This window comes from Bradyrhizobium sp. S69, from assembly GCF_009766005.1.
In the GTDB taxonomy this organism is placed as follows: Bacteria; Pseudomonadota; Alphaproteobacteria; order Rhizobiales; family Xanthobacteraceae; genus Bradyrhizobium.
The window spans coordinates 1-20,865 of sequence record NZ_LMUK01000009.1; the positions used below are offsets into that span (position 1 = coordinate 1).

Below are 20,865 nucleotides of genomic sequence, written 5' to 3' on the forward strand. Positions count from 1 at the left end.
ATAGATTGATGAAATAACCCTAATGGAGACGAACCAATTGATTAAAATTTTAATTGAAAAGTTGCGATTCGGTAACGTCGTGTCGACGCCGGTAACCGGGCCTGGCTGGACCTGCGAACGCTCGCGGTTCGTCGCGACGTCGAGCGTAAGCCCGAAACGAAATTCTTAGCAATTTCGCCGATAGTGCCGTGGATTTCCGCCGGTACCGGCGGCGCAGGGCGTGGTGGCAATGATGGCGGAAACGGCGGCAACGGTTAATTCTTCGCAGCCCAAAATCTCAGAGCCGAAATTTTCAGAAACCTGGACCTTCTTCGAAGGGGCGTGGCACGAAGGCAATGTGCCGATCATGGGACCGCGCACCCATGCGGCGTGGCTGGGCTCGACGGTTTTCGACGGCGCGCGCGCTTTCGAGGGCGTGGCGCCGGATCTCGACCGGCATTGCGCGCGGATCAATCAATCCGCAATCAATTTCAAGCTCAAGCCGGTTGTCGAAACCGAAACCTGGCTCGGTCTCGCGCGGGAGGGTATCGCGCGCTTCGGCGCCAACGCGGAACTTTATATCCGGCCGATGTATTGGGCGCAGAACGGCAGCGGTGGCGGCGTGCTGTTCGACCCGGAAACGACCAACTGGTGCCTCTGCATCTATGCGGCGCCGATGCCGCAGCCGACCGGCAATGCGATCACATTGTCGCCGTTCCGCCGGCCCACCGCGGAGAGCGCACCGGTCGATGCCAAGGCGGCGTGTCTGTACCCAAACAATTCGCGTGCGCTGATCGAGGCGCAGGCGAGGGGATTTGGCAACTGCCTGATGCTCGACATGCTCGGCAATGTCGCGGAATTCGGCAATTCGAACGTCTTCATGGCCAAGGACGGCGTGGTCTATACCCCGGTGCCGAACGGCACGTTTCTCAACGGCATCACGCGGCAGCGTGTGGTGGGGCTATTGCGTGCCGATGGTGTTACGGTGATCGAGACGACGCTCCGCTATGATGATTTCCTGCGCGCCGATGAAATCTTCTCCAGCGGAAATTTCGCCAAGGTCGCCCCGGTGATCCGGATCGACGACCGATCGCTGCAGCCGGGACCGTTTTATCACCGCGCCCGCAAGCTCTATTGGGCGTTCGCCCACGCTCGAATCGATAGGCTGTAGGTTGGGTTGAGCTCTTCGCGAAACCCGTCAGCCACCGGTGCTAAACCCTCATGGTGAGGAGGCGCGTAAGCGCCGTCTCGAACCATGGCTCCAGTGTCGATTTCCCGGCTACATCCTTCGAGACGCCGCTCCGCGGCTCCTCAGGATGAGGGGGATAGCCCGTTGTGATGCACTAAGGTCCGTACAGCACGAGTTCGGTGTCGGTCAGGTTGGCCAGGCGCGGGCGATGCGGGCCTTTGAAGTATTTGCGGCCGCGCGCTTCGGTATAGATCCCGATCAGGCCCGGTACGGCGCCGTTGGAATCCAGCAGCACCGAGATCTTGCCATGGCGGATGAGGAAACGGCCGATGGCGCCGGCGCATTGCACGTAGTCGGCGATGTCGCGGCAATAGATCAGTTGCATCGCCGGCGGTGCGATCCATCCGCGCCGGATTCGCACCGGCAACAGGATAATGGGCAGCGCGTCGCCGCCAGCCGTGCGGCATATCAGGCTGAGGCAGCCATAGCGCGCGTGCCGGGTCAGTAGCTCGGCCTCGCTGCTGGATAGCCCTTCGATGGTTCGGGCGTCGGCTGCGACGGTCTCCACGGTCATGCCGGGTTTGATGCGCGATAGCGCCGGCAACGAGAAGAACAATCCACGGCAATAGGGCACAAAACCCTGCGCCTCGATGATCGGCCAGGTCCAGGTCGCGGGACTGATATTGAGGTAGGTGACTTCCGCGTTCTTCTGCGCAATCTTGGTCAGCAGCGGCGCGTAATTCCGAAACGCCGGTTCGACATACCAGCTCGACAGGTTGCAATAGATCGACGTCTCCGCGCCGTCGGCGCGCGCCGTATACAGCAACAGGAGAACGCCGACCGGCAGGCCGTCGCAGTCGAGCATGTGGCCGAAGCGCGGGTAGCCGTCGGGAACCTCGCGCGCGGCCTGGCGGCGCAATCCCCGTATCCAGTAGTCACGCGGGCGGCCGACAAACCCACGTGTCAACAGGTCCGCGACCGCATCGATATCGGCTTCGGAAATCTCCCGGCATCGAAGTTTTTGCGCCACGATCGTCAACGGGTCAGCCTTGCAGCAATGTTACGGCTCGAGGTCGAGCATTTTGCGCACCTCGACCGGCCACTTGGCGAGATCGGTTCCGTGCGTATGGAACATGGCCACCGCGAGCCGATCCATCCCGAACGCGACGCAGCCGGTATGCGCCGGTTCGCCGTTCGCATCCGTGATGTCCCAGGTGGTGCCGAAATGGTCGCGATGATAGTTGAAGCTCATGCAGGCGGTCGGCTGTTCCTCGGAGCGTAGCGGCACCAGCAGCTCGAACTTCAGCGATTGCTGTTTCTGGCTGACCGCCTTCATCTGGCCGACACGGCCGAAGAACGGATCGCTGGCATAATCCACCTTGAAGCTGAGGCCGAGGTCGCGCGCGATGGCCTGGGCGCGCACCATCCAGCGTTCGCGGAAATCTGAGACGTCGTCCGGGCTGCCGATGCAGACATATTCGCGCATCCGGAACGATTGCAGCCGGTCGAGATGACGCGACGGCTCGGCGCGGAAACAATCGGCGGCGACGTCGAAACGAAGGCCGCCGGGGGGGAGTGGGCCCCGCGCCGCGGCAATCGGATAGACCGGATAGCAGGCCGCCGGCGAGAGCACGAGATCGGCGGGCGAAAGCGATGTGGTCCAGTCGCCACCGGCATCGAAACGGCTGACCGCGGAATGGATTTCACGCTCGGTGCCGTGAAGGCCGCAAACGCAGCCGAGCAGGTTGGGGAAGCTCTTCAGATAGCCGGATTTCTCCAGCTGGCCACGGTTCATGACCGGCGGAAAGCGCATCACCTCGGTATTGGGCTCGCGATTCCGCGTGATCAGCGCGGCCAGCCGCTCGACCATGTCCTCGTAAAGCGCGGTCCGGGCGTAAACGCCGTCGGTTCCCATCTTGTGGAACAGGATATCGGCAAGATGATCCAGCGGATCGGCCGGCTGCGGCGCGGTTTCCGGCGATGTGGTCCGAACGACAATATTCATGATCGGGCTTCCCTTGTTGCGGCTATGCCAGTTCAATCAATCAATCACGTAGGCTGGTCGGTACGCTGCTCATCAAACTCGCGGTGGCGATGTTGCTGAGGATGCGGTCGTTGTTGATCATCACCGGCGCCGACAGCACGTCGCGAAGCTGGCGGCCGATGGTGAAGTCGCCGTCATTGCGATATCCCGAAAGTCCGCAGGCCCGCATCGCGCTCATGACGGTGGTGACCGCCAGTTCGGAGGCCTCGACCTTGAGCAGGTTGATCGACGATTGGAAGTCGAGCGAGGACAGTCCGCGTTCGTCATGCTCATGGACGGCATAGCTATCCAGCGCCGACGTGACGATGGCGCGCAGCTTGGTCAGGTTCATCTTGGCGGCCGTAAAGTGTGCGGCCGCGGGCGGCATCTGGCCGCCGGATCCGCGCGCGGCCTTGCGAATGAACATCTGGGCGCGTTCGACCGCGGCCGCGGCAATTCCGGCCCAGACCGAGGACCAGCAGAGATGGGCGATCGGCGTCATCGTCTGCGCGTGAATCTTGTCATAGGATTCCGGAAATATCTGCTCGGACGAACCGGTCGCCTTCAGCTCGAAGCCGGCGCTACAGGTGCCGCGCATGCCGAGCGTTTCCCACTCGAGGCTGCGCTCGAGCGTGTAATCGTCCCTGGTGAACGCCACCAGCACCTGATCGGATGCGGCGGCATCGTTGGCACGGCGGGCGATGGTGACGATGCCATCGGCCTGCGCGCCGTAGGAAATCACGGTCGCGTTGCGCACCAGCGAGATGCCGGTCGCGCCGCCCTCGATGGCGGCCGAGCTGGAACGGATGTTGCCGCCGTTCTGACCTTCCGTCGTCGAAGAGGCCAGCAACATTTGTTCCGATGCCACCCGACGCATCAGCGCTTCGTGCCAGGCGCTGCCGGTGCCGTGCCGAACCAGGCAAGCCACCTTGGTCTGGTGCATCGCAAAGATCATCGCCGTCGACGAGCAGGCGCGGCCCAGCGTGTAGCACATGTCGGTGATGTCGAAGACCGAGGCGCCGTAGCCGCCGAACGCGGTCGGGATCTGGGCTCCCAGAAGTTTTTGCTGTCGCGCGGCGTCGATGGCAGCCTGCGGAAAGCGGGCGGCGCGATCGACATCGACGGCCTCGGCCGCCGCGACCGCGGCTACCGCGGCCGTGCGCGGCAAAAACGACGAGTTTCGATCGAGAAGGAATTGTTCGCTGGAATGATCCGCGGCGGAATCGCGGAGCCTGGCTTCTTGCACGCTCATGCCGGTATGTCTCCAGGTTCTATCGGTGCGGAGCACCGGCGCTGAGTTTGGCTCGGTGTCACATCGATCGCTTGCAGCGCCCGATACCGTGTAAGGCTAAGGATTTAATTCAAATGCGTCGACGAAATTCAGGGTAAACGGTTTTCATTTCAAAATTGTCGGTTAATCAACCGTGCGTTAATACCCGCATATTTCTGCAACCGCGTAAACGTTTGCGTAATCGCCATTAGCGTTAAGACTGGAATGACGGTTTGCGTCAAACGAGATTTACTATTTTTCAAAGATAGCCGACGCTAATAGTACCACCAACGCGGCATTGTCCGACTATGCGACGGCAGATGGAATATCGAGATGACAGCTTTTCGTGACGACGTTCAAACCCGCATCCTGGCGCTGGTCAAGACGATCCTTCAGCAAAATGCGATGACCGTGGAAATCAATCCGGACTCGCTATTGGTGGATGTCGGATTTACCTCGATGGACATGGTCAATCTGATGCTCGGCGTCGAGGCCGAGTTTGATTTCACGATTCCGCAATCGGAGATCACGCCCGAGAATTTCCAGTCGGTCAAAACACTGGAACGGATGATCGTCGCTCAGCTCCAGTCGGCGGCGGCCTGATCTGAAAATCAGATTTGCGGGGGCGTTGTCCGTTGCAGCGCGAAGGCACCGCCGCCGGCGCACGCCAATGTCGCCTGGGCAATCAACCAGAATAGCGGGTATTCCCAGCCGCCGCCGGGGTTGGAATAGGTCCAGCCCACCGGCCATTTGATCCAGACCACGACGCCTAAAAATATTAGCAGGAACGCGGCCCACTGCCTTGTGTACCAGCCGAGCAGGATCGCCAGTCCGCCCATCACCTCGAGGCTGAATGTCGGCCAGGCCAGCAGCGGCGTGATGCCGTTCTTCGCCAGCAGAGCCTCGTGGGTGTTCATGCCGCGGCTGGTTTTCAGGAACGCATGTACGATCCAGTCGATACCGATCGCCACGCGCAGCAGAAAAAGCCCGTAAGGCGCCATCGCGGCGCTGCCGAAATGCGCGGCGAAGGTCGTGCGATTATGATCGCCGCTACCTTGATCGGTACTCATTCCTATTGCGACGCCTTTGTGAGATAGGCGATGAGATCGGCGCGGTCGCTGGCATTGGCCATGCCGGCATAGGGCATGCGATTGCCGGGCACCAAAGCTTGCGGATCGGTGATGAATTTGTCGAGCGTCTCCGGTGTCCAGACGATGCCGCTGCGCTTGATGGCCGGCGAATACCTGAAATCGGCGATCTCGCCGGCCTTGCGCGTGAAAATGCCATGCAGGCTCGGTCCGACATTATTAGCGCCGGCCTCAAGCCTGTGGCAGGCGGCGCAATCCTGAAAACGGGCTTCGCCACGCGCGGCATCGCCGTCGGCGCGGGCAGCCCCTGACAGCAGCAACACCGACAGCGCCGCCGTCGCACGGCTAGCGTTGATCATGCCTGCACCAGCGGGCCGGGATTTTTCACGTAGTGGTTCTTGATCGCGTCCGCGGTCCAGTAGGCCAGCGCGCCGACCGGTCCGGTCGGGTTGTAGGATGAATTATGCGGGAACGCGTTGGCGCCGATCACGAACAGATTGTGGCAATCCCAGCTCTGCAGATATTTGTTGAGCACGCTGTCGCGGGGATTGCTGCCCATGATGGCGCCGCCGGTGTTGTGCGTGCTTTGGTAGGGCACCACGGTCCAGGGATCGGTGCGCGCGGTCGCCGAATTGAGCTTGGTCGGATTCATCGATTTGGCGATGTCGTTGATGACGCCAGCGGCGTGGACGCCCATTTTGTGCTCGTTGTCCTTGTAGTCGAACGTCATGCGCATCAACGGCTGGCCGAACGCATTGCGATAGGTCGGGTCGAGGTCGAAGCAATTATAGCGGTTGGCCATCACGCTGCCGCTGGCATTGATCGTCATCGCGGTCTGATACCATTTCGCGGTCGCCTGCTTCCAGGCCGTGCCCCATTGCGGCGTGCCCGACGGCACCGGGCGGTAGCCTATCGGCAGCGCGGTGTTGAAGCCGCCCGAGACATTGAAGCCGCCGAGGAAATCATGCGGCGCGCGGTCGAACGCCCAATTGGTGTTGAAGTCGTCGATGGTGGCGTTGGAGCCGCCGGCGTTCATGAACGGGTTGAAATATTTGCCGTCAAAGAACAGAGTTGCTCCTGCACCGGTCTGGTAGCAGTAGTTCTTGCCGACCACGCCGGTTTGCGCGACCGGTTCGTACGGCGCGCCGATGCCTGACAGCAACAACAGATGTACGTTGTTGAGGACATAGGCGCACAGCAAGACGATGCTCGCCGGCTGCTCGAATTCTTCGCCGTTGAGCACATTGGTGTAGGTCACGCCGGTGACGCGCTTGCCGTCGGAGTCCTTGTTGACCCGGGTGGCCCAGGCATGCGTTCGCAGCTCAAAATTCGGATTGCGCATCGCAATCGGAATCACCGTCATATGCGCGCTGCCCTTGGCGTTGGCCTCGCAGCCGAAACGCTGGCAATAGCCGCAATACTGGCAGCCGCCGAACTTCGAGCCGTCCGGATTGGTGTAGGGCTGCGAGGCATTGGCCGACGGCCGCGGAAACGGATGATAGCCGGCGTTGCGCGCGGCATCGGAAAACATCTCGCTGGCGAGGATCGGCGTCAGCGGCGGCAGCGGGTAGTCGCGGGCGCGCGGTGCCTCGAACGGATTGCCGCCGGCCTGAATGGTTCCGGCGAGATTGCCGGCCTTGCCGGAGACCGCCGCGGTATATTCGAACTTTTCGTAATAGGGCTCCAGTTCGGCGTAACTGATGCCCCAATCCTTGATCGTCATGTCGTCGGGAATGAATTTCTTGCCGTAGCGCTCCTCGTAGTTGGAGCGGATCTTGAATTCCATGTCGGTCCAGCGCCAGGTGTGGCCGCTCCAGTGCACGCCGGAGCCGCCGACCACTTCGCCGGGCAGGAACGATCCCAGCCGGCGCATCGGCAGCGCCTCCTGCTGCGGATTGTTGCGCACCGTCAGGGTGTCGCGCGCGGTGTTCTGCATCAGGTCGTGGCGCACCACATAGCGCAGCTCGTCGCGGATGTTGGGCAGCGAATAGTCGTTCTCGCTGGTCCGCATGCCGCCGCGCTCCAGCGCCACCACTTTCATGCCGGCCTCAGTCAGTTCCTTGGCCAGAATGCCGCCGGTCCAGCCGAGACCGACGATCACGACGTCGACTTCTCTAAGTTTCGTGGTCATAGCTCGCCCCTCAACTCAGGTCCGCGATGCCGAGCGGCTTGCTCGGGAACGGCTTGCCGCGATAGCTCTCGACATGGTCGCGATGCACCGCGATGGCGCCGGGGAAGCCGATAATCGCCCATCCCGCCTTGTTGCGGTTGCCGCCGTAGATCGGATCGGAATACATGCCTTCGATCACGGTCTGGTACAGCGTGGTCCAGAAGGTCCGCACCGGCAGGCCGCTGTCGAATTTGATCTTGCCGGTGGAGAGGCCGACCAGCACTTCCTCGCGCTGCGCCGCTTCAAGGCGGTCGAACGATTGGCCGTAGGTCTTGCGGCAATGCGTGTTGGCCGCCTCGATGCTGGCGCGATAAAGCTGCGCCGGCGTCAGCGGCAGTTGATAGCCCTGGCTCGGCGCGCCAGGCTTCCAGGGCCCTTGCATATAGAGGCGGTCGCCCTTGCCCCAGCTGCCGGCGAGCGCGCGATCGATATAGATGTTGACGCCGAGATCGGTGCCTTTCGGGCTGATGTCGTCGGCCGGGATCATGTGATCGACCATCGCCTCGATGAAGGCCGCTTCGTCGAGGTTGAGGAATTCATATCCGGCGGCCTGCGGCGCAGCCGTTGGCGCGGCGGGTGCAGGCTCGGCCTGGGCGATGTCGATGGGGGTTATCGCGGTCGTCGCGCCCGCGGCGGCGGCGCCGCCGACCACGGCGCCCTTGATGAAGTCGCGCCGGTCGAGCTCTGGCTTTTTCATGGTTTCTTCCCCCTGCCCCCAAGGTCAGCTCGACCCAGAGGACATGCTGTTTTTTGTCAGCATGCTGCTTTTGGTTGAACCCGGCAAGGCGAGATTTCAGCCTTGTTTGTGCGATGCAGGAACGCGCGGCCATCGGACCCCAAGCGAACAAGGTCAACAGGCGGTGATCGGCGTCTGGCGACAAGGTCGATGGCGCGGATCTATGCTAAGCAGCGCTTGCCGTTAGACAATCATAAAAGGCTTACGGGACGAATGACGGGCGTGCTGCCAAAATATCGAAAACAACCCCATGCAAAGTAACAGGCCGCTGGGGTTGCCGCGCATGATCGCAGGCGTCATTGGCGTCGTCGTTGTGGTCGGAGCGGCGGCCGGTTTCGCGGTGGCGTGGCGGCCGGCGATTGCGGCGATCGAGCTGCCGGCGCCGTCTTCGTTCGATCCGGCCCTGGTCAAACGCGGCCGTGAGCTTGCGGCGATCGGCAATTGCAACGATTGCCACACTGTGAAAGGCGGCGGCAGCTTTGCCGGCGGCCTGCCGGTGCAGACGCCGTTCGGCACGATCTACTCGTCGAACATCACGCCTGATGTGCAGACCGGGATCGGGCGCTGGCCGGAAGAAGCCTTCCGTCGTGCGATGCGCTCCGGGGTCAATCGCGACGGCCAGCATCTCTATCCGACCTTTCCCTATGATCACTTCACCAATGTCAGCGATGAGGACGATGCGGCGCTGTACGCGTTCCTGATGACACGACCGCCGGTCGACGCGCCGCCGCGCGCCAACCGATTGTCCTTCCCGCTCGACCAGCGCTTTGTGATCGCGGGCTGGAAGCTGTTGTTCCTGCGTCGCGGGCTCTATCAGCCTGACAGCACCAGGAGCGCGGAATGGAATCGCGGCGCCTACCTCGGCGAAGGCCTGGCGCATTGCGGCGCCTGCCACACGCCGCGCAACGGCCTGGGCGCGGAGCGCAGCAACGCCCAGTTCGCCGGCGGCGACGTCGACAATTGGCAGGCCTTCGCCCTGAACAAGCAATCGCCGGCGCCGGTCCCGTGGGATGCCGAGGCGCTCTATGTCTATCTGCGCCAGGGCTTCCATCCCGATCACGGCACCGCGCGCGGTCCGATGGCTGAAGTCGTCAGCAATCTGTCCTCGGTGAACGAAAGCGACGTGCGCGCGATTGCGATCTATATGGCCGATGTCTTCGGCGCGCCGTCGATCGACGACAGGAAACGCGGCGAAGCGGTGCTGGCGCAGGCCAGGTCACCGGCACCGCTGACTTTGGATTCCAATGTAAACGCCGCCGGCGCCTCGATCTATGCGGCGGCCTGCGCGACCTGCCACGAGACCGGCAGGGCGCTGCCCTATGGCGGGGTCAATCTCGCCCTCTCGACGGCGCTGAGCAGCCCTGATCCGCGCAATGCCATCAACATCGTGCTGTCGGGTATTCGTCCTGTCGAAGGCGAGCGCAGCCCGATCATGCCGGGCTTTGCCGCCAGCATGAACGACGGCCAGATCGCAACGCTTTTGCAGTTTCTGCGCGACCGGTTCAGTAACCAACCGCCATGGTCCGGCGTTGAAAAGATGGTGGCGGACGCCAGACAAAGCCAGCCCGTACTTCTCCAGACATCATCGGGGTCGCACGACGCGCCCCGTGAATCAATGCGGCGAGAAAAACGATGATGACATTGAAGGTCAATGGTCGCGATCATCAGATCGAATCCGATCCGGATACACCGCTGCTCTATGTGTTACGGGATGAAATCAAGCTCAACGCCGCAAAATTCGGTTGCGGGCTCGGCCAATGCGGCGCCTGCACCGTGATCGTCGACGGCAAGGCGGTGTTGTCCTGCGTGACGCCGCTGCTGCTGCTCGAAGGCAAGCAGGTGACGACGCTGGAGGGGTTGGGGACCATCGAAGCGCCGGCGCCGATCCAACGCGCGTTCATCGAGGAGCAGGCCGCGCAATGCGGCTATTGCATCGCCGGCATGATGATGCGCGCGCAGGCGTTGCTGCAGCGGAATTCCAGGCCGACCGACGAACAGATCCGCGCCGAGCTGGAGCCGAATTTGTGCCGCTGCGGCACGCATATGCGCATCCTGCGCGCGGTGCATCGCGCCGCGCGGCTGATGGAGACCGCTGACGCATCGTCAACCATCGATGGGAGCGTCCGATGAACGCGTCCGTGATCGATCGCCGCCGCGTGCTCGCCGGGGGTGGCGCGCTGATCGTCAGTTTTTCGATGACCAGTGCCTATGCGGCGGATCAACCCGCGCCCGCCGCTCCGCCGCCAAAGCTGCCTGGCAGCCTGAAAGACGCGCCATTTTTGGATGCCTGGATCCGGATCGACGCCGACGGCGCCATCACCGCGTTCACCGGCAAGGCCGAACTCGGCCAGGGTTTTAAAACCGCGTTCCAGCAGATCGCGGCGGAAGAAATGGATGTTCCGTTTGCGTCGCTGACGGTGATCACCGCCGATACCGGCCGCACCGCCAATGAGGGTTACACCTCCGGCAGCCATTCGATGCAGGACAGCGGCACCGCGATCCAGAATGCGGCGGCGCAGGCGCGGGCGCTGCTGGTGGCGGAAGCGGCGCGCCGGTTTGAGGTGCCGGAAGAAAGTTTGCACACCGAGAACGGCGCGGTGATTTCATTCGATGGCCGCAGGATCGGCTACGGCGAACTGGTCGCCGGCGACCTTCTGCATGTGCAGGCGCAGCCGACATCGAAGCTGAAGGATCCCGCGACATTCAAGGTGATGGGCCAGCCGGTGCCGCGGCTCGATATTCCGGCCAAGGTCACCGGCGGCGCGGCCTATGTGCAGGATATGCGATTGCCCGGCATGGTGCACGCCCGCATCGTGCGGCCGCCGAGCTACGGCGCGCAATTGACCGCGTGCGATATTTCCGCGACCGTAAAGATGCCGGGCGTCGTCAAGGTAGTACGCGACGGCAATTTCCTCGCGGTGGTCGCTCAGAAAGAATTTCAGGCGGTCAAGGCGATGCGCGTGCTGTCGGCGGCCGCGCAATGGAAAGAGACGGCGTCTTTGCCGAAGCAGGATGATTTGCTTCGCGTTCTCACCCGTTTGCCGTCGCAGGATACGACGATCTTCCAGCACAACGATCCCTCCGCCGTCGGCGCCAAGACCATCGAGGCGACCTATACGCGGCCGTATCAGTCGCATGGCTCGATCGGACCGTCCTGCGCGGTCGCGCAATCCACCGACGGCGTCATGACGGTGTGGACCCACACGCAAGGAGTCTATCCGGACCGCCAGGGCATCGCGGAAATGCTGCGCGTGCCGCTGCAACGCGTTCGGCTGATCCATGTCGAGGGTTCCGGATGTTACGGCCACAACGGCGCCGACGATGCCGCTGCCGATGCCGCCTTGATCGCGCGCGCGATGCCGGGTGTGCCGGTCCGCGTGCAATGGATGCGCGACCAGGAACATGGCTGGGAGCCGTATGGCCCGGCGATGGTGACCAAACTCAAGGCGTCGCTCGACGCCAACGGCGCGATCGCCGACTGGAATTTCGAGGTCTGGAGCAACACCCATTCGATGCGGCCGGGCGGCGCCGGATCGATGCTGGCGGCGCAGCACATGGCGCAGCCGTTCGCGGTGCCCGATCCCAAACCGTTGCCGCTGCCGGAAGGCGGCGGCGACCGCAATGCGATCCCGATCTACACCTTCCCGAACGCCCATGTCGTGCATCACTTCATTCCGGCGATGCCGCTGCGGATCTCCGCGATGCGGGCGCTCGGCGCCTATCACAACGTGTTCTCGATCGAGAGCTTTATGGATGAACTCGCTCACGCGGCGGAAGCCGATCCCGTCGAGTTCAGGCTGAAGCATCTGGCGGATAGTCGCGGCCGCGATGTCATCAACAAGGCGGCCGAAGGTTTTGGCTGGCGGAAGCAACAGAAGGCTCCGCAAGGGCGCGGCTATGGCTTTGCCTTCGCGCGCTACAAGAATCTCGCGGCCTATTGCGCCATCGCCACCGAGATCGAGATCAACAGCGAAACCGGACAACCGCGCCTGGTGCGCGCGGTCGCCGCGGTCGACAGCGGCCAGGCCGTCAATCCGGACGGGCTGAAAAACCAGGTTGAGGGCGCGATCGTGCAGTCGATGAGCTGGACGCTGTTTGAAAGCGTGACCTTCGACGATACCAGGATCACCAGCATCGACTGGCAAACCTATCCGATCGCCCGCTTTAATTCGGTGCCCGACCGCATCGACGTCCACATCATCAACCGGCCCGGACTGCCGTTCCTCGGCAGCGGCGAGACCGGGCAGGGGCCGGCCGCAGCCTCGATCGCCAATGCGATCGCCAACGCCACCGGAAAACGGCTGCGCAACCTGCCGCTGACCCGCCGCCGCATCAAGGATGCGATCGACGCGTAGCTCTTTGTCGTCCCTGCGAAGGCTATCTCGGACGTCATCCTGAGGTGCGAGCTCTTGCGAGCCTCGAAGGATGGCTGCAAGCGCCGAACTGAACACCATCCTTCGAGACGCGGCCAAGTGGCCGCTCCTCAGGATGACGGTTCCGGTGGGTCCGGGCCTTCGCCGGGACGACAGGCGGGGCAAACCTACTGATACGTCGCCACGATATCCGACACCGCGCGTTCGAGTTGTTTCGCGGTGGCGCATTGGCGCACGACGGTGCAGAAGGTCTGGTAGCGCGGCATTTCGGAATCGCCAAAACCCCAGGCCATGCGCCCTTCCGGATTGAGCCAGACCAGCCGTTTCGAGCGTTCGCCGATGCGGCGCAGGATGTCGGCGCGCGGATCGAGGTTGTTGGACCTGGCATCGCCGAGCACGATCACGGTGGTCTGCGGCGTGATCGAGTTCATCCATTGCTTCTCGAAATCGGCGAACGAACTGCCGTAATCCGATGAGCCGAATCCGACCTTGGCCATGATGTCGGCCATCGCCTCTTCCGGCGTTTTCGATTCCAGGATGTCGCTGACCTCGATCAAATGTCCGGAAAAGGCGAACGAGCGGACGTCGGACACCACCTCATGCAGGCTGTGGATCAACAGCAGGAAGAAATCGGAGACCCGCGCCACCGACCCCGAGACGTCGCAGATCGCGACGATCTTGGGCCGGTCGCGGTGCTTTCGCTTCCAGGCGGTGAGGAACGGAACGCTGCCCCACGCCGCATTGCGCCGGATGGTCCGGCGCACATCGAGATGGCCGCGGCGTTGTCGTTTGCGCGGCTTGCTGTAGCGCTCGCGCAAGCGCCGCGCGATCTGCCGGATCAGGCGCCGCATCTGTTCGACCTGCCGTGGCTCGATCCGCGACAGCGGCGCGTTGCGCAGGATTTCGTTGCGCAGATTTTCGGTTTCCTCGCGGCCGTACAGCAACAGCGCCTGCGAGACGGTTTCACGCACCGCATCGCGCAGCCCTTCCAGCGCCGTCGCCAACCGTTCTGCCGTAGCCGGATTTGATACCGTCAACGCATCGAGATCGTCGCGCAGGCGCTGGATGCCCATCTGGTCGAGGATGCGGCCGGAGAAGATGCCGCGCTGGGTGAAGTAGCGGATATCGGACAAGGACGCCGCACTCGCGGCATTGGCCATCGCAGCCGCGATCGCGTTGCGATCCTGCGCCAGCAGCATCTGCGCCAGCGAGCCGAGACCTTCCGCCGGTTGCCCTTCTCCCGCCGCGCCCTCGGCCGTTTGCGGTTCGGCGGCGTCGGATTCGTCCTCGCTGCTGCTTTCGGGCGCGCTTTGCGAAAGCTCCGGTTGATCGAAGAACAAGTCAAAACACTCGCCCAGTGCGCGCTTCTCGTCCTGGGTCTTGGCGAGCGTCAGCAGGAAGGTGTCGCGCAGGATGGTCCGATCGGAAAAGCCGACATTGGCGACGGCGCGCATCGCGTCGATGCTCTCGGCCGGCGAGACCCGGACGCCGGCTCCCCGCGCCGCGCGAAAGAACCGGTGCAGGTTCTCTCTCATCGCGCTCAGCCGAAGGCGTTCTGGCGCAAAGCCTTGGCAACGAAGCTGGTGACCTGGGGCAGCGTGGCTTCGATGTCGGCCTCGTACTTCAAGAGCACGTTGAGCGTGTCCTTGACCATCTCGTGGCCGAGCTCACTTGCCTGCAACAGCACCAGCACGCGCGCCCAATCGATGGTCTCGCTGACCGACGGCTGCTTCTTGAGATCGAGCGTGCGGACGTCATGAATAAAACTGACCATCTGCTTGCGCAGGGTTTGCGAAATGTTGGGCACCCGGCTCTCGACGATGCGCTCTTCGAGCTTCTGTTCGGGAAAGCCGATATGCAGATGCAGGCAGCGCCGCTTCAGCGCGTCGCCGAGATCGCGCTCGCTGTTCGAGGTCAGGATCACGGTCGGTGCGGCGACCGCGGAAATGGTTCCAAGCTCCGGAATGGTGACCTGGAAGTCGCTGAGGATTTCGAGCAGCAGCGATTCGAACTCGGCATCCGATTTGTCGATTTCGTCGATCAATAGCACGCAGCCTTTCGGCTGCTCCAGCGCCTGCAACAGCGGCCGCGGCTCGACGAATTCCTTGGAAAAGAACACGTCGCCGAAATCATGCAATTGCGCCAGCGCGGCCTGCAACGTGTCGGCGCCGCCGAGCACTTCGCCGAGCTTGTCTTTCAGGATTTGCGTGTACAGAAGCTGCTTGGCGTATTTCCACTCGTACAGCGCCTTGGCTTCGTCGAGCCCCTCATAGCATTGCAGGCGGATCATCTTGAGCCCGCGCCATGCGGCGATCGCCTTGGCCAATTCGGTCTTGCCGACGCCGGCCGGCCCTTCCACCAGGATCGGTTTCTCGATCTCCTGGGCGAGATAGACCGCGGTCGCGATCTGCCGGCTCGCGATATAGCCCTGCGCCGCAAGACCGCTTTCGACTGCCTCGATCGAGGCCGCAGGACTGAGTTCAGCCACCAGTTCCAACTCCGGATGTTTCCCAATTTTCAGTAGGTTCTGCCTGCGTTCCCGGCAAAGAACAAGCCTCGTTCGGGCATGAGAGGTCGCGGATTACCCCCTGTATTCCGTGTCCCTCCTTGGCGATCGGCGCGTTGACGGCTATTTCTCCCGCGATGAGGAATTTCACTGGATTGATCGCGGGACTGGCGCTGGCCGCAACCAGCCCCGCCTGGGCCATCGTTGGCGACGCGCCGCCATTGGCCGACGGCGTCGGCCGTTCGGTCGTCACCATTGTGGGCTCGCGCGGTAATTTCTGCACCGGCACGTTGATCGCACCGGATCTGGTGCTGTCGGCGGCGCATTGCGTCGGGCCGGGCGCGACCTACAAGATCGTCGACTACGGCGCGGACCGCCAGCCGCAACTACGGGACGTGAAGAACATCGCCGATCATCCCGGCTTCAACATGCAGACCATGCTGGCGCATCGCGCCACGGCCGATGTCAGCCTGCTGCAGCTCGAAACACCAAAAAAGAATCCGTTGCCAATCGGTGCGCCGACGCTGCCGCTCGCGGCCGGCCATTCGTTCACCATCGCCGGTATCGGCGTTACGATTCGCGGCGACGGCAAAAGCGGAGGGGTCGTGCGATCCGCCGCTCTGGTCGCGACCGGCCAACCCGGCGCGTTGCAGATCCGGCTGGTCGATCCGGCCGGCGGCGGCACGCGCGCCGGATTGGGCGCCTGCACCGGCGATTCCGGTGGCCCGGTATTCGAGGATCAAGGGGGCAAGCTGGTGATCATCGGGATCATCAGCTGGTCGACCGGCCCCAACAACACCGGCGGCTGCGGCGGCCTCACCGGCGTAACGCCACTGACGCTGTACCGCGACTGGATCGAGAAGACGGCGAAGCAATGGGGTTCGGTGTTGGCGGTGCCGTAGGACTTCCCCTCGCGGTCGTCGGGAAACACCGGAACCGTCATCCTGAGGAGCGGCCACTTGGCCGCGTCTCGAAGGATGCTGTTCGGCTCCGTGCTCGCGGCCATCCTTCGAGGCTCGCACCGGACAGCGCAAGTGCGCTGCCGGGAGAGCTCGCACCTCACGGGTGAACGCAATTGCGTTCATCCCGGGGATGACGTCCGAGATAGCGCCACACGCTCAAGGCCGGGACGACGTCAGTTTGTTTTCTGTCCCTCACGAATTCCGTCGGCTCGCGTTGGTCGCAATGGCAGCCGCCGCGGTGCGGTTTTCGACGCCGAGCTTGGCGTAGATCTGTTCGAGATGCTTGTCGACCGTCCGTGGGCTGAGGCCGAGGATCTGGGCGATGTCGCGGTTGGTCTTGCCTTTGGAGAGCCACGACAGCACTTCGCCTTCGCGGGTGGTCAAGCCGAGCTCGCTGCTGAATTTTGCCGGCAAATCCGGGCTGGAATCCTTGGCCAGGCGCAGCAGGAATTCGTTGGGCCCGGATTTTCCCATGTATTGCAACTGGAGCTGCGGGTTGTCGGGAAACGACGCCGTGGCCTGGGCTTTCGATCCGGTGCTGCTTTTCTGAGTCTGTTCGAGCCATTGCAGCATCGAGGGCGGCAGCTCGAGTTCGTCATCGGTGGCGGCGGGAAGGTGATCCGACAACAATTTCTGGGCCTGCGGCGTCGCCCACATGATCTTGCCCTGCCGGCTGACGGCGAACAGAAATCGTCCGGAGACGTCGAGCGCGGCGCGGGCGCTCTGGGTCAGCCGTGCATTGGCCAGATGCACCCTGATCCGCGCCAGCATTTCCTGGATCACGATCGGCTTGGTGACGTAATCGACACCGCCGGCTTCGAGCCCGTGCACGATATGCTCGGTCTCCGCCAATCCGGTCATGAAGATCACCGGCACATTGCTCAGGCCGGCGTCGCGCTTGAGCCGGCGGCAGGTCTCAAAGCCGTCCATGCCGGGCATCACCGCGTCGAGCAGAATGATGTCCGGCGTGATCTGATCGACGATCCGCATCGCCGCCGCGCCGTCCATCGCCACCATGACCGTCATGCCGGCGCCATCCAGCGCGTCGGTCAACAGCCGCAGCGTTTCCGGCGAATCATCGACGATCAGCGCGACATCGCGTTTTTTGGATTCAGTGGTCATAGCTGTACAGCGTCTTCAGGGTTGCCATGTACTGATCGAGATCGAAGCGGTCGATCAGCATGCGCATTTGCGATACGAAGGCGGCATGTTCGGGGTGTTCTTTTCCGAGTGTGTCCAGCTTGACCTGGATGGCGCGAATGTAGCCCATCTGCCCGAGATCAATCAGTTCTTCCACATCTTTCACTGGTGGCCGCGAACCCCTGTCCGGCGTCCAGCGTGGCGCCGCGATCTGGTCGGTCTCATATTGCCACTCGATTTTGAGCAACTGCCGGATCATTTCCAGAAGCCGCGGAATATCGATCGGCTTCATCAGATAGCCGTCATGGAACGGCTGCGCCAGCGGCGCGCCGTGCGCCTCCAGCGCGCTCGCCGAAACCATCAGGATGCGGGCCTGATGATGGCCGTTCGAACGCAGTGTTTCCGCGACCGTCCATCCGGTCATGCCGGCCATCGAGATATCCAATAAAAACAGATCGGGCCGGCAATGCTGCGCCAGCGCCAGACAGGCCGGTCCATCCGGTGCGCTGAGCAGGATGAAGCCCAGCGGCGTCAGCACCTCGCGCAAGAGATCGCGCTGGATCGGATCGTCGTCGGTCACCAGGATGGTCTTGCGCGGCCCGTGATAGCCGAACACCGGGGCATCGACCGGCGCGATCCGCGTTGGATTGAGCACTTCCGACAACAGCATCTTGACGCGGAAGGTGCTGCCGCTGCCGACCAGGCTGGAGACCTGGATGTCGCCGCCCATCACGCCCGCGAGCAACCGGCTGATGGTCAGCCCGAGGCCGGTCCCGGTTTGTGGCTGTGAGACGCCGAGTTCGCCGCGCTCGAAGGGTGCGAAAATCCGCTCCAGGTCGGTGGCCCGAATTCCCGGTCCGGTGTCGATCACCTCGAATTCGGCGACCGGGCTGCGATAGTGGACGACAAACCGCACGCTGCCGGCCTGGGTGAATTTGATGGCGTTCGACAGCAGATTGATCAGGATCTGGCGCAGCCGCTTTTCATCGGCGTACACCACGACCGGTAGCACCGGCGGCCGGGTGAAGACGAAATCGATGCCCTTGGCCGCGGCTTGCAGCCGGAACATGCCGACGAGCTGATCGAGAAACTCGCCGAGGCGAACCTCGTCGCGCGACAGATAGAGCCGGCCGGCCTCGATTTTCGAGATATCGAGAATGCCGTCGATCAGCCCCGACAGATGATCGGCGCTGCGGCGTACCACCCGCACCTGATCGCGCGGCTTGGATTGCAGGCTTGAATCCTGCTCCAGCAATTGCGCATAGCCGCTGATGGCGTTCAGCGGCGAGCGCAGTTCATGGCTCAGGCCCACGACGTAGCGGCTCTTGGCGAGATTGGCCGACTCGGCGACCTCCTTGGCGCGCTGCAATTCGATGTCGGTGCGCTTGTGGGCGTCGATTTCCTGGATCAACAGCGAGGTCTGCCGCTTGGTCTCTTCCTCTGCCGCGCGCCGGCTTTGCTGCGCCAGCACGAACAGCCAGGCGACCACGCCGATGATGATCGTCAGTGCAAAGAACACTTTCCACAACACGGCGGACAATTGCGGATCGTCGCCATGGATCGCGGCCGCGGACGTCTGCAGATAGATCATCCCGAGCGTCAGTCCGACCAGTCCGGCGGAAATGGCGAACACGCCGAGGTAATGCCCGAGCTGCGAGTTGATCGTGGCGTAGATCGGCTTCGGTAATAATGAACCGAGCGTCTCGGTGATCTGTGACTGGATCCGCGCATGCGGTTTGCAGAGATCGTGGCAGCGCGCGTCAAGCGAGCAGCACAGCGAACAGATCGGTCCGGCATAAGCGGGGCACGACGCCATATCCTCAGGCTCGAACGAATGCTCGCAAATACAGCACTGGATGGTTTCGAGATTTTGCCAGCTTCGCTTCGGCTTGCGCGCGATATAGTATTTTCCGCCGGTGGCGTAAGCGATCAACGGCGCGGTAATCAGCGCCACCAGGAGCGCCACGAACGGCGACAGCGCTTTGGCCATCGGCCCGAACAGGCCGTAGAAGGCACTGATCGACACCACGGTGGCGATCGTCATCGCGCCGACGCCGACCGGATTGATGTCGTAGAGATGCGCGCGCTTGAATTCCATGTGCCGCGGTCGCAGGCCGAGCGGCTTGTTGATGACGAGATCGGCAACCAGGGCGCCGACCCAGGCGATGGCGACGTTGGAATACAGCGCGAGCGTCTGTTCCAGCGCTTTGTAGACGCCGATCTCCATCAACAGCAGTGCCACCAGCACGTTGAACACCAGCCAGACCACGCGGCCGGGATGGCTATGGGTCAGGCGGGAAAAGAAATTCGACCAGGCGATCGAGCCGGCATAGGCATTGGTGACATTGATCTTGACCTGCGAGAGGACCACAAACGTGCCGGTCAGCGCCAGCGCCAGATCCGGCTGCGACAGCACATAACGAAACGCCTCGAGATACATGTGCGCCGGCTCGGCGGAATGCTCGGCGGATACGCCATGACTCAGCGCAAAGAAGGCCAGGAACGATCCGGCCATCAGCTTGAGCGCGCCGGCGAAAATCCAGCCCGGCCCGGCGCTGAGCAGCGCGATCCACCATGCCTTGCGTGACGTTCGGCGGTCGCGCGGCAGGAAGCGCAGGAAGTCGACCTGCTCGCCGATCTGGGCCACCAGCGCGAACACCACCGAGGCGGCGCTGCCGAACAGCAGCAGATCGAGATGACCGGTCGGATCGCCGTGCTCGCCGGTAAAGTTACGCCATTCGCCAAAGGAGTGCGGATTGGCATAGGCGATCGCCGCAAAGGGCAGGATGTTGAGAATGATCCAGAGCGGCTGCGTCCATAGCTGAAAGCGGCTGATCAGCGTGATGCCGTAGGTGACCAGCGGAATGATCACGATGGCGCTGATGAGATAGCCGATCGGGCGCGGGATTCCGAAACACAACTCCAGGGCGGTCGCGAGTATCACCGCCTCGATCGCGAAGAAGATGAAGGTGAACGAGGCGTAGATCAGCGACGTGATGGTCGAGCCGATGTAGCCGAACCCGGCGCCGCGGGTCAGAAGATCGATGTCGATGCCGTATCGGGCGGCGTGATAGGCGATCGGCAGCCCGCAGCAAAAAATGATGACGCTGACGACAAGGATAGCAGCGGTGGCGTTGGTGACGCCATAATTGAGGGTGATGGTGCCGCCGATCGCCTCCAGCGCCAGGAACGAGATCGCGCCCAGCGCGGTGTTGGCGACGCGGGCGGCGGACCAGCGGCGTGCGCTCTTGGCGGTGAAGCGCAGCGCGTAATCTTCCAACGTCTGGTTGGCAACCCACTGATTATATTGGCGCCTGACGCGGTCTATCCGCTGCCGCCCTGCCACTCTTGAACTCCTCAACCCCGCGCGGAAAAGCGCGCAAAATCCCCGCCGCAAAATCTACGTCGCTATTTTGCGGTGCAGTATAC

The 20,865-nt window shown here is 62.8% G+C and carries 18 protein-coding genes; 6 read left to right on the forward strand and 12 right to left on the reverse strand.

The genetic code is table 11. The features are described from left to right. Window positions 1-165 precede the first annotated feature (165 nt). Window positions 166-348, reverse strand: a complete 183-nt coding sequence (locus GSQ88_RS35480) for a hypothetical protein (RefSeq protein ID WP_246735028.1) — start codon at window positions 346-348, stop codon at window positions 166-168. Here GSQ88_RS35480 and GSQ88_RS02095 point away from each other — a divergent pair. Continuing rightward, window positions 275-1,150, forward strand: a complete 876-nt coding sequence (locus GSQ88_RS02095; RefSeq protein WP_349628198.1) for a branched-chain amino acid aminotransferase — start codon at window positions 275-277, stop codon at window positions 1,148-1,150. The two genes, GSQ88_RS35480 and GSQ88_RS02095, sit on opposite strands and share 74 nt — an antisense overlap. A 172-nt stretch (window positions 1,151-1,322) precedes the next feature. Here the strand turns inward: GSQ88_RS02095 and GSQ88_RS02100 are convergent, their stop codons facing one another. Genes GSQ88_RS02100 through GSQ88_RS02110 form a run of 3 tightly spaced genes read right to left on the reverse strand, consistent with a single transcriptional unit; the run spans window position 1,323 to window position 4,443 of the window. Beyond that, window positions 1,323-2,207: an acyl-CoA acyltransferase gene (locus tag GSQ88_RS02100; protein WP_502706677.1), complete on the reverse strand. Its 885-nt coding sequence runs from the start codon at window positions 2,205-2,207 to the stop codon at window positions 1,323-1,325. A 21-nt stretch (window positions 2,208-2,228) separates the two neighbouring features. After that, window positions 2,229-3,173 (reverse strand): amino acid--[acyl-carrier-protein] ligase, encoded by a 945-nt coding sequence (locus GSQ88_RS02105; protein ID WP_159005729.1) that lies wholly within the window; start codon window positions 3,171-3,173, stop codon window positions 2,229-2,231. Between the two features lie 40 nt (window positions 3,174-3,213). Beyond that, the gene (locus GSQ88_RS02110; protein WP_159005730.1) at window positions 3,214-4,443 is read right to left on the reverse strand and encodes an acyl-CoA dehydrogenase family protein; all 1,230 of its coding nucleotides are present in this window, start codon (window positions 4,441-4,443) and stop codon (window positions 3,214-3,216) included. A 351-nt stretch (window positions 4,444-4,794) separates the two neighbouring features. On the opposite strand from GSQ88_RS02110, the gene GSQ88_RS02115 reads away from it, so the two are divergent. Next, window positions 4,795-5,064 (forward strand): phosphopantetheine-binding protein, encoded by a 270-nt coding sequence (locus tag GSQ88_RS02115; protein WP_159005731.1) that lies wholly within the window; start codon window positions 4,795-4,797, stop codon window positions 5,062-5,064. A gap of 8 nt (window positions 5,065-5,072) precedes the next feature. Here the strand turns inward: GSQ88_RS02115 and GSQ88_RS02120 are convergent, their stop codons facing one another. From GSQ88_RS02120 to GSQ88_RS02135, 4 genes are read right to left on the reverse strand one after another with little or no spacing between them, the layout of a single operon-like run. Beyond that, entirely contained in the window at window positions 5,073-5,531 is a 459-nt protein-coding gene (locus GSQ88_RS02120; protein ID WP_159005732.1) for a DoxX family protein, read from the reverse strand. 2 nt (window positions 5,532-5,533) lie between these two features. Continuing rightward, complete coding sequence (locus GSQ88_RS02125; RefSeq protein WP_159005733.1) at window positions 5,534-5,908, reverse strand: c-type cytochrome; 375 nt, start codon at window positions 5,906-5,908, stop codon at window positions 5,534-5,536. After that, window positions 5,905-7,680: a GMC family oxidoreductase gene (locus GSQ88_RS02130; RefSeq protein WP_159005734.1), complete on the reverse strand. Its 1,776-nt coding sequence runs from the start codon at window positions 7,678-7,680 to the stop codon at window positions 5,905-5,907. The genes GSQ88_RS02125 and GSQ88_RS02130 overlap by 4 nt, the downstream gene beginning before the upstream one ends. A gap of 10 nt (window positions 7,681-7,690) precedes the next feature. Further along, window positions 7,691-8,416, reverse strand: a complete 726-nt coding sequence (locus GSQ88_RS02135; protein WP_159005735.1) for a gluconate 2-dehydrogenase subunit 3 family protein — start codon at window positions 8,414-8,416, stop codon at window positions 7,691-7,693. Between the two features lie 289 nt (window positions 8,417-8,705). Between GSQ88_RS02135 and GSQ88_RS02140 the strand changes: the two genes are divergently transcribed. From GSQ88_RS02140 to GSQ88_RS02150, 3 genes are read left to right on the forward strand one after another with little or no spacing between them, the layout of a single operon-like run. Beyond that, window positions 8,706-10,091, forward strand: a complete 1,386-nt coding sequence (locus GSQ88_RS02140; RefSeq protein WP_159005736.1) for a cytochrome c — start codon at window positions 8,706-8,708, stop codon at window positions 10,089-10,091. Next, entirely contained in the window at window positions 10,088-10,585 is a 498-nt protein-coding gene (locus GSQ88_RS02145; RefSeq protein ID WP_159005737.1) for a (2Fe-2S)-binding protein, read from the forward strand. The genes GSQ88_RS02140 and GSQ88_RS02145 overlap by 4 nt, the downstream gene beginning before the upstream one ends. Beyond that, a complete protein-coding gene (locus GSQ88_RS02150; protein WP_159005738.1) occupies window positions 10,582-12,810 on the forward strand; it encodes a xanthine dehydrogenase family protein molybdopterin-binding subunit in 2,229 nt (742 codons plus the stop codon). Before GSQ88_RS02145 ends, GSQ88_RS02150 begins: the two co-directional genes overlap by 4 nt. A 185-nt stretch (window positions 12,811-12,995) precedes the next feature. Here the strand turns inward: GSQ88_RS02150 and GSQ88_RS02155 are convergent, their stop codons facing one another. Both GSQ88_RS02155 and GSQ88_RS02160 read right to left on the reverse strand, forming a co-directional pair. Then, on the reverse strand, window positions 12,996-14,363 hold the full coding sequence (locus GSQ88_RS02155; RefSeq protein ID WP_159005739.1) for a vWA domain-containing protein: 1,368 nt from the start codon (window positions 14,361-14,363) through the stop codon (window positions 12,996-12,998). Between the two features lie 5 nt (window positions 14,364-14,368). Continuing rightward, on the reverse strand, window positions 14,369-15,316 hold the full coding sequence (locus GSQ88_RS02160; RefSeq protein WP_159005740.1) for an AAA family ATPase: 948 nt from the start codon (window positions 15,314-15,316) through the stop codon (window positions 14,369-14,371). 155 nt (window positions 15,317-15,471) lie between these two features. Here GSQ88_RS02160 and GSQ88_RS02165 point away from each other — a divergent pair, with 155 nt between their 5' ends. Beyond that, complete coding sequence (locus GSQ88_RS02165) at window positions 15,472-16,236, forward strand: S1 family peptidase (RefSeq protein WP_159005741.1); 765 nt, start codon at window positions 15,472-15,474, stop codon at window positions 16,234-16,236. Between the two features lie 252 nt (window positions 16,237-16,488). Here GSQ88_RS02165 and GSQ88_RS02170 read toward each other — a convergent pair whose 3' ends face one another. Together GSQ88_RS02170 and GSQ88_RS02175 are read right to left on the reverse strand one after the other, a co-directional pair. Continuing rightward, the gene (locus GSQ88_RS02170; protein ID WP_159005742.1) at window positions 16,489-17,418 is read right to left on the reverse strand and encodes a response regulator; all 930 of its coding nucleotides are present in this window, start codon (window positions 17,416-17,418) and stop codon (window positions 16,489-16,491) included. After that, the gene (locus GSQ88_RS02175) at window positions 17,408-20,782 is read right to left on the reverse strand and encodes a hybrid sensor histidine kinase/response regulator (protein WP_159005743.1); all 3,375 of its coding nucleotides are present in this window, start codon (window positions 20,780-20,782) and stop codon (window positions 17,408-17,410) included. The genes GSQ88_RS02170 and GSQ88_RS02175 overlap by 11 nt, the downstream gene beginning before the upstream one ends. Window positions 20,783-20,865 lie beyond the last annotated feature (83 nt).

Bases quoted from the DNA above. Each gene is read 5' to 3' on its own strand.
- GSQ88_RS35480 (WP_246735028.1), bottom strand. From the start codon at position 348: ATGATCGGCACATTGCCTTCGTGCCACGCCCCTTCGAAGAAGGTCCAG.
- GSQ88_RS02105 (WP_159005729.1), bottom strand. From the start codon at position 3,173: ATGAATATTGTCGTTCGGACCACATCGCCGGAAACCGCGCCGCAGCCG.
- GSQ88_RS02110 (WP_159005730.1), bottom strand. From the start codon at position 4,443: ATGAGCGTGCAAGAAGCCAGGCTCCGCGATTCCGCCGCGGATCATTCC.
- GSQ88_RS02115 (WP_159005731.1), top strand. From the start codon at position 4,795: ATGACAGCTTTTCGTGACGACGTTCAAACCCGCATCCTGGCGCTGGTC.
- GSQ88_RS02120 (WP_159005732.1), bottom strand. From the start codon at position 5,531: ATGAGTACCGATCAAGGTAGCGGCGATCATAATCGCACGACCTTCGCC.
- GSQ88_RS02125 (WP_159005733.1), bottom strand. From the start codon at position 5,908: ATGATCAACGCTAGCCGTGCGACGGCGGCGCTGTCGGTGTTGCTGCTG.
- GSQ88_RS02130 (WP_159005734.1), bottom strand. From the start codon at position 7,680: ATGACCACGAAACTTAGAGAAGTCGACGTCGTGATCGTCGGTCTCGGC.
- GSQ88_RS02135 (WP_159005735.1), bottom strand. From the start codon at position 8,416: ATGAAAAAGCCAGAGCTCGACCGGCGCGACTTCATCAAGGGCGCCGTG.
- GSQ88_RS02140 (WP_159005736.1), top strand. From the start codon at position 8,706: ATGCAAAGTAACAGGCCGCTGGGGTTGCCGCGCATGATCGCAGGCGTC.
- GSQ88_RS02145 (WP_159005737.1), top strand. From the start codon at position 10,088: ATGATGACATTGAAGGTCAATGGTCGCGATCATCAGATCGAATCCGAT.
- GSQ88_RS02150 (WP_159005738.1), top strand. From the start codon at position 10,582: ATGAACGCGTCCGTGATCGATCGCCGCCGCGTGCTCGCCGGGGGTGGC.
- GSQ88_RS02155 (WP_159005739.1), bottom strand. From the start codon at position 14,363: ATGAGAGAGAACCTGCACCGGTTCTTTCGCGCGGCGCGGGGAGCCGGC.
- GSQ88_RS02165 (WP_159005741.1), top strand. From the start codon at position 15,472: ATGAGGAATTTCACTGGATTGATCGCGGGACTGGCGCTGGCCGCAACC.
- GSQ88_RS02170 (WP_159005742.1), bottom strand. From the start codon at position 17,418: ATGACCACTGAATCCAAAAAACGCGATGTCGCGCTGATCGTCGATGAT.